This is a genomic window from Candidatus Saccharimonadales bacterium (genome assembly GCA_035317825.1).
GTDB lineage: Bacteria > Patescibacteriota > Saccharimonadia > Saccharimonadales > Saccharimonadaceae > DATHGB01.
The window spans coordinates 61,890-74,154 of record DATHGB010000025.1 but is presented as its reverse complement, the minus strand read 5'-3'; the positions used below and the strand labels follow the sequence as shown (position 1 = coordinate 74,154).

At 47.2% G+C, this 12,265-nt stretch carries 12 protein-coding genes and 2 tRNA genes; 9 read left to right on the top strand and 5 right to left on the bottom strand.

The features are described 5' to 3' along the window. Nucleotides 1-30: 30 nt before the first annotated feature. Together VK497_05180 and VK497_05175 are read left to right on the top strand one after the other, a co-directional pair. Nucleotides 31-375 (top strand): hypothetical protein, encoded by a 345-nt coding sequence (locus VK497_05180; protein ID HMI09756.1) that lies wholly within the window; start codon nucleotides 31-33, stop codon nucleotides 373-375. A 6-nt stretch (nucleotides 376-381) separates the two neighbouring features. After that, on the top strand, nucleotides 382-723 hold the full coding sequence (locus tag VK497_05175; GenBank protein ID HMI09755.1) for a hypothetical protein: 342 nt from the start codon (nucleotides 382-384) through the stop codon (nucleotides 721-723). 32 nt (nucleotides 724-755) lie between these two features. Here VK497_05175 and VK497_05170 read toward each other — a convergent pair. Further along, a tRNA-Leu gene (locus VK497_05170) sits at nucleotides 756-843 on the bottom strand. 54 nt (nucleotides 844-897) lie between these two features. Here VK497_05170 and VK497_05165 point away from each other — a divergent pair. Further along, nucleotides 898-2,160 carry a sortase gene (locus VK497_05165; GenBank protein ID HMI09754.1) on the top strand — a complete coding sequence of 421 codons (1,263 nt, stop codon included), beginning with the start codon at nucleotides 898-900 and terminating at the stop codon, nucleotides 2,158-2,160. A gap of 1 nt (nucleotide 2,161) precedes the next feature. On the opposite strand, the gene VK497_05160 is transcribed toward VK497_05165, so the two are convergent. Next, a complete protein-coding gene (locus VK497_05160) occupies nucleotides 2,162-3,628 on the bottom strand; it encodes a PEGA domain-containing protein (GenBank protein ID HMI09753.1) in 1,467 nt (488 codons plus the stop codon). A gap of 120 nt (nucleotides 3,629-3,748) precedes the next feature. On the opposite strand from VK497_05160, the gene VK497_05155 reads away from it, so the two are divergent. The 6 genes from VK497_05155 to VK497_05130 all read left to right on the top strand — a co-directional run bounded on the left by VK497_05155 (nucleotide 3,749) and on the right by VK497_05130 (nucleotide 9,360). Continuing rightward, entirely contained in the window at nucleotides 3,749-4,699 is a 951-nt protein-coding gene (locus VK497_05155) for a hypothetical protein (protein ID HMI09752.1), read from the top strand. 31 nt (nucleotides 4,700-4,730) lie between these two features. Then, the gene (gene gltX / locus VK497_05150) at nucleotides 4,731-6,164 is read left to right on the top strand and encodes a glutamate--tRNA ligase (GenBank protein ID HMI09751.1); all 1,434 of its coding nucleotides are present in this window, start codon (nucleotides 4,731-4,733) and stop codon (nucleotides 6,162-6,164) included. Between the two features lie 56 nt (nucleotides 6,165-6,220). Next, nucleotides 6,221-7,309 carry a DUF3048 domain-containing protein gene (locus VK497_05145; GenBank protein HMI09750.1) on the top strand — a complete coding sequence of 363 codons (1,089 nt, stop codon included), beginning with the start codon at nucleotides 6,221-6,223 and terminating at the stop codon, nucleotides 7,307-7,309. Then, a complete protein-coding gene (locus VK497_05140; protein ID HMI09749.1) occupies nucleotides 7,300-8,844 on the top strand; it encodes a HAMP domain-containing histidine kinase in 1,545 nt (514 codons plus the stop codon). Before VK497_05145 ends, VK497_05140 begins: the two co-directional genes overlap by 10 nt. Nucleotides 8,845-8,849: 5 nt before the next feature. After that, the gene (locus VK497_05135; GenBank protein HMI09748.1) at nucleotides 8,850-9,245 is read left to right on the top strand and encodes a response regulator; all 396 of its coding nucleotides are present in this window, start codon (nucleotides 8,850-8,852) and stop codon (nucleotides 9,243-9,245) included. Nucleotides 9,246-9,285: 40 nt separating this feature from the next. Beyond that, nucleotides 9,286-9,360, top strand: a tRNA-Glu gene (locus VK497_05130). Nucleotides 9,361-9,419: 59 nt separating this feature from the next. Here VK497_05130 and VK497_05125 read toward each other — a convergent pair. The 3 genes from VK497_05125 to VK497_05115 form a co-directional block, all read right to left on the bottom strand. Then, nucleotides 9,420-9,992 carry a 3'-5' exoribonuclease gene (locus VK497_05125; GenBank protein ID HMI09747.1) on the bottom strand — a complete coding sequence of 191 codons (573 nt, stop codon included), beginning with the start codon at nucleotides 9,990-9,992 and terminating at the stop codon, nucleotides 9,420-9,422. A gap of 599 nt (nucleotides 9,993-10,591) precedes the next feature. Continuing rightward, nucleotides 10,592-11,329: a sulfite exporter TauE/SafE family protein gene (locus VK497_05120; GenBank protein HMI09746.1), complete on the bottom strand. Its 738-nt coding sequence runs from the start codon at nucleotides 11,327-11,329 to the stop codon at nucleotides 10,592-10,594. Between the two features lie 170 nt (nucleotides 11,330-11,499). After that, a complete protein-coding gene (locus VK497_05115) occupies nucleotides 11,500-11,946 on the bottom strand; it encodes a hypothetical protein (GenBank protein ID HMI09745.1) in 447 nt (148 codons plus the stop codon). Nucleotides 11,947-12,265 lie beyond the last annotated feature (319 nt).

Here is a 12,265-nt window from a genome sequence, read left to right as displayed (position 1 = left end):
AAAATATATATTTATGTTAAAATATCATAAATGTACGAACGCATCCAAAGACGCGCACTTCTTCCTGAAAGTGTATCTGCAGCCGATGAAGCTCTTTTTAATGGCAGGCCAGATATAGCAAGGACTGCAATAATAGACGCCATTCACGAAAACTATACCCACGACCCCAGAGCATATCATCACCTTGCGCTTAAAACTGTCGCTCTACCTTTATACGAACTCATCTATATAAGGCCTGCTGCTGAACGAATAAAAGCAGCTCGTGAGAATGTATATACGCACACTGTCGGTCTTATTGAAAGTGAACTAGCTTCTCCAGATTCTTACTCCCTTAGCCCAGAGGTGAGAACACGTCAAACGGGCAGACTGAGTTAAGATGTCGTGCTAGGGCTTCATAACTCTAGTGATGATAGCCAAGGACTTCTCGTACCCGCTAAACAGCTCGACGATATTTCTGAAAAAAAGGACTTCGTCTATTTTCCGCCACACCAAACTAAAGACCCCGAGAAATATGCTCAGGTCAAGACACGATCCTCACCTCTGCTACCAGAAGGTATTATCCTTATAAATATGCTTCTGCTTGATCCAGATTTTGATGGCCACGAATTGCACGATTCTCTGGCACGCACTATGGCGCGGGATGTGTCAGGAGAGAGTACATGGCAAGACACTGAGAGATTAGGCCAGGCTCGAAAACGGCTGAACGAGTTGTTTAAAAACTAAAAACGATTCTTTTTACAGAATCGTTTTTAGTTTGGTACCGCGGACCGGACTTGAACCGGTACGAGCATTAAGCTCACAAGATTTTGAGTCTGGCGTGTCTACCAATTCCACCACCGCGGCGTATCGAAAGCTCGCGATCTATTGTATACTAAAAATAAACAGGAATCTATAGATATGCCACCCTACAACCCTAGAAATACCGGTCCAGTTGTGCCTACGCGCCATGTTTTGCGTCCGGATGACAACGGGGCATCGGCTCAACATCAAGAAGCCGCCGCGAACGTTGTTCGCGACCAACTTGACTCTATCTATAGCGGTAGCACGGATACGCCGACCCCTCAAACAACTCCTGTTGTTGCCGCAAAGGAGCCTGTTCCTCAGCAATCTATTGAAGCAACAAGTCCCTATGAACGAACGCAGACTAATCACGCCGTCGTTCAGGCTGACCAATGGAAACAATATCACAGCGCCTGGCAAGATTATTATCAGAAATATTACGAACGCTACTATGTCGGCCAGGTTTACCGGGCTAGGGAAGCGCTAGAAGCGCGCGCAGGCCAGGCAACTGCGGCGATGACACCACTCGCCACGATTCCCGACAGGCAGGAAGAAACCGTCGAGAAAAAAGCCAGCGACACCTTCAGCCGCGACGAGGCGATGTACGACCTGCGGGCAAAACTTGTTAATAAAATACAGACGTCAGCAGTAAAAGTACGTAAAAGCCGGCATTTCGTTCCTATCGCGGCGGCACTTTGCGTTGTTCTTTTATTCTTGTTCCTGCAATACAACCGGGTGCTCTTTGCAAACGTCGAAGCGTACGTTAGTCCTGGGAACGTTGATCCTGCCAATATCATCGTCGATCCTACGACAGCCGTAGCCGTCAGTCCCGACTCAAAGCTTATTATTCCTAAAATCAACGTCGATGTTCCTGTTAATTACACCGCGACGCCGGATTACGACGGGCAAATGAAGGCGATGGAAAACGGCGTGGCGTGGTTTGGCATTCCTGGTGCCAATAGCAAACCTGGCCAAGTAGGTAATACCGTATTATCCGGCCATTCGAGTAACGACCTCATTGATTCAGGCAGTTATAAATTTATTTTTGCCCGGCTTGATCATATTGATAAGGGTGATACTATTTATGCCAACTATAACTCAACGCGGTACACCTATGTCGTGACAAAAAAAGAAGTAGTAAAGCCTACGGATGTGAGCAAACTAGTGTACCCGACCGATAAGCCAGTCCTTACCCTCATCACCTGTACGCCTTTAGGAACAGCGATCAACCGTCTGCTTGTCACGGCAGAACAAGTGAGCCCAAGCCCCGGGCAGGCTATAGCAGCACCCGAAAATGACACATCAAATAATCAAAGCGTTTCGATCCCTGGTAACTCTCCGACATTCCTACAGCGAATCTTTGGCGGCGGAGATAGCTAGACTAAAGAATCAGGCGGACACGCGTTAAGTGATACTGGCCATCAGACGTTTTGGTAATCCCGTAAAGGTATTTGCTATTCGGGCTTATTGATGCGCTAAAGCCAGGCTCTACCTGCATAATATCCTGTTGGTTAGCACCGTCAAATTCATACAGACGCAGACGACTGTCTTGGTCGCTCCACAACGTATACCCGTCGATCCACCGAAGCTCGGAAGCGACCGCCGCGCTGCCTTTAAGGGCAGTCGTTGTGGTTTTCTTTAATTCCAGATCATACACGACGTACGAAGCGCCTTGTTGCGCGATAATAAAGCGTCCTTCCGTTTTTGCCGAAAGATATTGCGCACCTCCCGTAACCGACATCGAGACAAGCGTCGTCAGGGCAAGTGCCCGCGTCGTATCGCTTTTCGGTAGATCACCTTGTAAGACTTCTACCTTGTCGCCATGAGCAATAGAAATATACGTATCACCAAAATATTTACTAATTGAAAGATGGAGGGGAACATTGGCGTCGTCAGTATACGATCGGATAACATGCGGCTTATTAGCTCCCTCGGTCAGATAACCAACGCTTCGCTGTTTAGTCGTGGCATCCGGTAACGTCACGTATCCTATTTTTTGGTCAAAGCTAGAAAACTCGGCAATGTTCGTAAGGAGCGGAGCTGACAAAACGGTGCTGGAAAGATCGAGCCTGTGCACTTCAGTACCGATTTGCGCATACATCACCTGATTGTTCGTTGCGCTAAACACCAGCTTGCTTGCCGTGACATTAAATAATTTCGTAATATTTTTCGTATTAGAGACGTCCGTCGTATCGACGGCTAGCCATTCCTGCTTTGCGCCGTCATATACATGATTAACCAAAAGATAGTGGCTATCATTATCCCAATTTACCAGGCTGAAACTTTGCGACTGACCCGCGCTAGGTTGCGTATAGCTATCACTAGGCAGTGTCAAAGAAGATGTTTTTACTTCATCCGCGCTCAGGTCTGCTAGTTTGATGACCGGCGCGGCAGGAGCTTCTTGAATTGCCATCCATTTATCATCAGGGGACGACAATGTTCCTCCCAGAGTTGCAAAAGATGCAACGTTCGCAGGAGCAAGATCATTAGGAATCATACGCGTATAGTTTAGCCATAGTACGCTCCCAGCGACCACATTCACCGATTTTTGCCACTGCCGGTAGCCGTCACGGTTCATCGTAATAAAATGATCGCCTGACGTCATTGTCGTCTTGGAAGGTGTCCGGGTACCAAAACTTGCCCCATCAATTGCTACATTCACGCCGCCGGGATGAGAATCAAACTGCACGAGGCCACCTTGTTCGATCTTGCCATCGTTACGGTTAAACTGGTATCCCAGCATGATTAGAACCAATGCGGTAACAAGCCCTACGACACTGATTGACATCAGTACGTAGACGGCAATTCGCTGGATGAGCTGTTTTCGCTTGGGTGGTGGGTGATACATCTTGTTATATTATAGCAATACTACGTAAAAACGCTTGCATAATCACTCAGATTTACCTACTATAAAAGGTAACGGTTACAGGCTAAAACAACCTGCGACGCTTATAGGGGAAATAGACAGATGAGCCAAAAGACAATCACCATTAATGGTACCGAATATGACGCACTGACCGGTTTGCCAATTGCTAAAGCAACGGATAATCATAATCAAGTAGACACACCTGCCGTACAGCATCAGGAAACGTCCAAAAGTCATCCCGCACATGCGGTTCATCACCAAACGCAAAAATCGAACACCCTGAACCGACAGGTCGTTCAAAAAAGCGCTCCAGTCATTCAGCCCAAAGCACAAAACATTCAGCGCAGTAGCCATATTACTAAATTCGCGGCTCATCCTTCCGGGGCTACACAAAAACCTGCACGTCCAACGATGGATATCGCGCACGTTGCTCATCCAATGGCACAAAAAGCACACGCGCAAATGGCAGCAAAAAAATCCTCTGATATAAAATTAGCGCCAAAGCCTTCAAGCGTCATTAAACAAGAAGCTATCACCCAGGCACTCGACAATGCGCCCAAGGCCCACTTGGCTTCAAAGCAAAAAACAAGTCGTAGGTTTTCGCGCACGGCAAGTGTCATGTCCGCTAGTATCGCTGTTCTTTTACTCGCCGGATACTTCACTTACCTCAATATGCCACATCTTTCCGTCCGCGTTGCCGCCGCACAAGCTGGCATCAATGCATCGTATCCTGAATACAACCCGGACGGGTACAGCCTTTCTGGTCCAATCGCGTACAGCCAAGGTGAAGTAGACATGAAGTTCGCCTCAAATAGCGGTCCTCAGAATTTTAGCATCAAACAATCTAAAACCAGCTGGGACTCAAGCGCCGTTCAGGAAAACTACGTGAAACAAAAATGGGGCGACGACTACATGCCATATTCCGAACGCGGCCTCACGATTTACGCTCACGACGGCAATGCTGTCTGGGTTAACAACGGAATCCTCTACACGATTGAAGGCGACGCGCCATTATCATCTAGCCAAATCCGCTCGCTTGCAACCAGCCTGTAATTATCCCTGTTAATTTGCTATACTACAGCTAATGACTGACCATATCCGTACTCGTTTCGCTCCTAGTCCAACTGGTTTTATGCACGTTGGTAATCTTCGTACCGGTTTTTTCGCATGGCTTACAGCACGAAACGGCGGTGGAACATTCGTGTTACGCCTTGAAGATACCGATAAAAAACGAGAGGTCGAAGGATCTGCCGAACACATCCTGGAAGTCCTCACGACTCTTGGCATTACGCACGATGAAGGCCCTGATATTGGCGGGCCTTTTAGACCTTATAAACAGAGTGAACGCCTAGAGACGTACCAAGAATGGGCACGAAAACTTATCGGTAGCGGCAGGGCATACGCTGATCCTTATACGCCAGAAGAAATGCAAACATTTCGAGATCAGGCTAAAAGCGAGAAGCGCGCATTTTTGTACCGTCAACACCGGCCAGAGAATCCTCCAGCTTGGGACGGAACGACACCACTCCGTTTTAAGTCCGACCCGAAAGCATACGCATGGCACGACGAAGTCATGGGTGACCTCTCTACAGGCCCAGAAGTCGTCGATGATTTCATCCTTATCAAGTCTGACGGATATCCGACATATAACTTCGCGCACATCGTTGACGACGCGGAAATGCGTATTACCCATGTTATTCGCGGACAAGAATATATCTCCAGCCAGCCGAACTACCTTAATTTATATGAGGCCTTAGGAGTAGATTTTCCCGTTTTTGCAACTATGCCGCACATCATGGCTGAATCGGGCAACAAAAAGCTAGGCAAACGCGACGGAGCCAAAGACGTACTCGACTATATTCACGATGGCTTTTTACCAGAGGCATTCTTGAACTTTATCGCGACCCTGGGATGGAACGATGGCACTGAACAAGAAATTTTCTCACTAGACGAATTAGTCACGAAATTTAGCCTGAGTCGTGTCCAACGTAGCGGTGCACGCTTCGACGAACAACGCCTACTTTGGCTTAACGGCCAATGGATTCGCCGCCTTAGCCTGGACGATTTATACGGCAGAGTTGAGAACTTTTGGCCAGAAAGTGCGAAAAGCAGCACCGAAGAGCACAAAAAACTTGTTCTATCCCTTGTCCAGGATCGCCTAAAAACACTCAAAGATTTGCCACTACTGACAAACTATTTCTTTGAAGAGCCTACGCCAAACTGGGAAATGCTCGCCGATAACAAGCAGCTTAAAAAAGTTGATCATGCCGAGGTAAAAACTCTCCTTGAACAGACTGTTCTCGCCCTTCGAGCAAGTGAATTTACTCCCGAAGCAGTGCAGGATACCTTGAACAGGCTGCTTGAAAGTACTGGCCAAAAACCAGGCATCCTATTCAGCCTCATTCGCTTGTCAGTTTCATGGGCACCATTTAGTCCCGCTCTTAACGATACGCTTGCCGTGCTTGGAAAAGATACCGTGCTGGCACGGCTAGAGCGCGCAACCGCCACTATAAAATAGGACAAGTTCCATAGAGGGTCGAATCAGATCCCACATCTGCTATAATAACCATTAGCATGAACGACGAAACACCAAAAAAGCATTTCTGGACTAAGCTGCGAAATTGGATCAAGACTCACCGTACCCGGACCTACATTATCGCCGGCGCCGTTTTAGTTGTCATCGCTGGAATAGTAGCTTACGTTGTTTTGGCGCAAAAATCACCTCAAATATTCCCGCAAATCATCAAGGTAGCGCCCAAACCAAAACCCGTCGTCTATTACTCACCCCTAACGGGTGAGGTCGTACCTGACGAGGCGACGACCAAACAAGCAGTCACCGGTATTATGATCGAAAACAGCCCCGACGCCCGGCCCCAATCGGGCATTAAAGACGCCGGTATCGTCTACGAAGCGATTGCCGAAGGCGGGATTACACGTTTCCTCGCGCTCTACCAACAAGAAAAACCCGCGCTCATTGGACCAGTCCGAAGTGTCCGCCTGTATTACGTTGACTGGGTTGCGCCGTATAATGCCAGTGTCGCGCACATCGGAGGCAGTAAATTCGCACTCGACGAAGTTCGGAATGGCAAATACCGTGATATCGACCAGTTCTTTAATGCCGGCAGCTACTGGCGGGCCAGCGACCGCTACGCGCCTCATAATGTTTACACAAGCTTTGAAAGATTAGACGCGCTCAACCGGGCAAAAGGGTATACGGAATCTGCCTTCATCGCCTTTCCAAGGGTAGACGGAAAAGCCAGTGTCAAACCCGACGCGACAAGTGTCGCTATCAACATCAGCAGTGCCTTATACAACACTGCCTATACATACGACCCAGCAACCAATAAGTACAATCGGCAACTTGCTGGCGTTCCTCACACGGACCGCGAAAAAGGCCAGATAACCCCTGACGTTGTTATCGCGATGAAAGTAAACATGAGTCTAGTTATGGAAGATGGCTACCGCGAGTCTATAACCACGAATGGTAGCGGTGAAGCGAATATCTTCCAAAATGGCATCGTCCAAACAGTTACCTGGCATAAGGCAGATCGCGCCAGTCAAATTACCTTTACGGATGCAGCCGGAAAAGAAGTACCGCTTGTCCGGGGACAAACCTGGATCACGGCAGTACCGAACGGCGGTGGGAGTGTCTCATGGAAGTAGAAAAACAAGCTAAGCGGCCTCCGATGATCCGTGACTATTGGCCACGCTATAAGAAAAAAGCAGTTATCCTTACGGTAATCATGCAGATCGCCGTCACGCTTGCTATTGGTGGAGCGCTTATTGTCGGTGGCGTCGTGACGTTTTCCATATCTTTCTGGATCACCCTAGTTGCCGTATTAGCAGCCTCGATCGGTCTGAACGTCTTACTTTTATTCCAGTTAATTACTCCGCTAGGAGACGTGACGAGCGCGCTAACCCATATATCCGGCGAGCCGACCATCATTGCGCCGCCTAACCCGAATGCCAAACACTTCGAACGCGACGGATTCAAACCGATCCTTCAGCTGATTTATGAACTCGCGGCAAAAGAAAAGCCAAGCGAAAGTGTCGCCAAGACCGACCAAAACCCTATTAATTTCTCCACCGCACTCGATGAAATGAAGTCAGTCGGATTTATTATCTTAGATCCAGAACGAAAAGTCGTATACGCGAACGACGTGGCGCCCGTTCATGTTGATAACAAAGAGGAAAAGATTATCGACCTTATCTTTGAACATGAAGACACCTTGACCGCATGGCTTGATAAATGCGAGGAGCAGTCAGTACATGCCGAATATACCTGGCGTCGTATCGCGAACAAAATCACCGGCGAAGATGACCGTAAAATTTACGATATAAATGCCTCGTACCAAAAGGGAAGCGAGGCCGAAGTCATCCTTACGCTGTTTGAACGCACGGCAGAATATAAACCCGAAGACGACAGCCTTGATTTTATCGCCTTTGCCGCACACGAACTGCGGGGGCCAATCACTGTCATTAGAGGATACCTCGATGTCCTATCTGACGAGCTAGCGCCAAAGCTCGACGAAGACCAAATAGAACTGCTTAACCGGCTAGTCGTGTCTTCTAACCGCCTTAGTAGTTACGTCAATAATATCCTAAACGCGTCAAGGTACGACCGCCGGCATCTTAAGGTGCATTTGTCCGAAGACTCCGTTGCCGCTATCTATGACACGATTAACGACGATATGCAGCTCCGGGCTTCATCGCAAAACCGTATGTTAGCCGTTCATTTTCCCGACGACCTACCAACCATCGCCGCAGACCGCGCCAGCGTTAGCGAGGTCCTAAGCAACTTCATAGACAACGCCATAAAGTACAGCAACGAAGGCGGAGCGGTCAACGTGACGGCGTCAGCTGAAGGAGACTACGTCAAAGTTGAAATCGAAGACCACGGTATCGGTATGCCAGGCAACGTTGTCAGCAATTTGTTCCATAAGTTCTACCGCTCACACCGCTCCAGGGAAACCGTCGCGGGAACGGGGATTGGCCTATACATTTGTAAAGCAATCGTTGAATCCCATGGCGGAACAGTCAGCGTGCGCAGTGAAGAGGGCCGGGGATCTACCTTTGAATTTACGCTCCCAATCTATGCGACAGTTGCCGAAAAGCTAAAAGCAAGTGATAATAGCAACGAAGGCCTCATCGAACATGGCACAGGCTGGATTAAAAATCACGCGATGTATAGGGGATAAATTAAATGGCGATCAAGACAGTTTTATGTATAGAAGATGACCGCTTTATTGGGGAAATGTATATTCGTAGCCTAAAAAAAGCAGGCTATGATGTTGATTGGATGGTTGACGGTAACGACGGGCTGGTAGCGGCCCGTAACAAGCCGTACGACCTGATTTTACTCGACATCATGCTACCGGAACGACGGGGAAGCGAAATACTTAAGGTGCTTCGTGGCAGCGGCACGGATCTTATTCCAAACACAAAAGTCATTGTTATGACTAACTTTGACCAAGACGAAGAATCACGCATGGCAATGGAACACGCGGCTGACGCGTACCTTATTAAGGCCGAGATTACTCCTAAAAAATTGCTCGACGTCATTTCAAAAATAGACGTCGCACCACCGACAGACACCTAGACAATACCTCTGTTTTTTGCTAAAGTAAGCAAGTATTTACGGTCTCATCGTCTAACGGTTAGGACGCCAGGTTCTCATCCTGGCAATCCGGGTTCGATTCCCGGTGAGATCACCAAAGTAAAAATATCTATCTCGAGGATAGATATTTTTACTTTGGTGAGTATATATCAGAATCTATACGTCAGTCCTTAAAATATTTCTCAAGATTACCCCATAGCCCCTTGCATCGTCTATAGCCTTGTGTGAGTGTTCTGGCATGCCTGCCAATAAGTGTTCCGGCAGATGTACACTACGTGAATGACTTAACGGAAGATTGAATTTTCCAGCCGTGAAAGAAGCGAGGTCTAAAGTTCGCTGGACATCTGAGTAGTCCATAAAAGGATTAGTATCTGCGAATTTTTCTATATACCAGTTTACGAATCCAAAATCAAATGTCAATGGAGACGCTACGAAAACTGGCGCCTTGCCGAAACTATTTACCCATTTGCAAAAATCTTGCATTACTACACTCGCTTCTTCCGCATCTGTCGTTGCCTCTTCCCAAATATCAGGATTCATGTTCCACCAATCCATAGTTTCCTTATATTGTTGTGCACCGGGTAGAGGTGCTATTTTCCTATAAAAGCTATCGACCTCTTCCGTAGATGTGCTGACGACAGCACCAATACTTAACATAGAATATATTCCAGGCACCGGACCGTCGGTCTCAATGTCTACAACGATATAAATTTGCGTATCATTTAACATAGCTATGGTCACTCCTTAAGGTATTATGTTAGAGACTCTTAAAATTAGCTTGTGTAATAACGTCAAAACTAAATCATAAAGCCAACTATGTAGCATATTACTACAATACTTGATTGATATCAAAATAAGATTATTACAGGCCGACTAAGTGTAAGAAAGCGTTTAATTCAGCTAATTTTTAGGTTCAGATCATCTATTTGACAAAAATGTTACATTATTTTTATAAAACATATGATAAAAACCCTTGTATAGATGATCCAGTAAGGATAGAGTATATAATATTTACTCCTTTATCTAGAAGGCGAGTATCTTGTCTTCTAGAAGAGGGTAGCTCGATGCTTACTAAGCCGAGCTATTTGGAGGCGAACGAATTTTTTAGGGGCCAGTTTTGGTGTAAATTAGTCTAAAAATTGTCAGCCACTAATTCGCTAATTTCTCAAGTCGTTCACTCATTATCACGAGACTAGAATAGAGGGTGTTCCAAAACATTCCCCATAAGGTCACCAAGAAAAAAGCCTCTGCTTTAGTTGGGGCTTTTTTCTTGGTGACTGGAGAATCGAACTCCAATTGCTGCAGCGCTGTGCGCTGCAGCAATTGGGTCACGCCAGCAAAGCAATCGCCCCAACGACCGCACCAGTCGCCAGCGCATATTTAGCGAACCGCTCACCCCGTTTAATAGCAAATTTCGTGCCAATATAGCTACCTAAAATTCCACCGATGACTCCTGCGATCGCATGAGCCCAGACAAAGTTACCTAGCGCGAATAGGACACTGAACATAACCGCCGACTGTACAATGCCTATGAGTCGACGCAGGGCTGTTGATTGCAGGACCGTGAGGCTGAACATTTGGGAAAGAACGATCGCTATCATCAGTGAAAAAGCACTGCTAGTAATGTATGAACTGGCTAGCAATATCATTATGAGTACTCCCATACCCACTGTTTTATGTTTTCGGCTCAGTTCAATGTTTGGGCGTCGAATGAATAACAATGGTAGCGCAACGATAGTAATAATAGCCACCAGCGGCTTAAAGGTATCTGCTGAAGTGTGTTGCAGAAAAAATGGGCCAACTGCTGACGACACTAATGTTACTGCCACGAGCGATACAACCAATTTGCGGTTTTTGGGCATGTGGTCCGACCCACGAAAGGCTGCTAGGGAGCTGCCGGCCATGCCACCCGCCACAAAGGCACCGGAAGTTGCAGCTTGCGCAGGTGTCATACCCGTCAGCAGCCAGTACGGGGCCATGATATATCCTCCGCCGCTGCCGGCCATGCCACTCAAAATACTAGATGCAAATGCAACGAAAAACGTTGCCAAATAAATAAATTCCATAATTTTCTCTGTTTGATTTGTTATAAGAGTATTCGCCAATTGGCGATGTCATTTACATAATAGCATAAATATTTTAATATGTCAATATTTAAAGCTAGGGTAGAGCAAGAAATTGAAAACCGCCAGATTCTCATGATGAGAATCTGGCGGTATAATTCGAACCTACTTGATCACTTTGCGCGACTCGCTTCGATCCGAGCGACTATTTCCTCGACTGAGGGAATGTCCGGACCGAACCCCGTGACCTCTACGTCTGGATGACTCGCCGCAAACGCGTAAAACGCTTGTCGTGAGTCACGCGCCTGCTGCAGTAGCTTCTCCCGACGTGCGAGTAGGCGTTGTTGCAATGCCAGCTGCACTAAGTAACCGGTTCGCGCCCGATACCACGAGTATTCTTTCTGCAAGAGACGCATTTCGAGCTTGGCCCGAGTTCCGTCACTCACCTCTGTTACGACGAGCTTTTCGCGCGCAACGGCGATCTGCGCAGGGATGTAGTGGTAGCCACCGACAGGAATACGCTCGATCATGCTCAGCAAATCACTACTGAGCACATGCGGATCGGCGTAAGTGCCTGAGTCACCGGTAATCCGATAGAAAGGTTCTTGCTGACTACTCATGTGAGCATCCTTCGCTTGTAGTAAAAAGAGAATATTATACAATTAAGTAGTCGAAGTATTCAATTTAGCATAAAAACTATATAAAGTCAATGTTCTAGCTTACCGACACCCAGCTTCTCCAATTCTTTATGCATTCGCACCAAACTAGGCCATAAAGTGTTCCACATTTGGGACTTATGGTTCACCATAAAAGACTCATCCTTCGCGGATGGGTCTTTTGTTGTGGCGGCAAACGCGTAAAGATTACTCAGCCCGAGAGAGCGTTTGTTTGGCGTCATGGCTTCGAGGAGGGTAAGAAACTTTTCCTGAAACACATTAA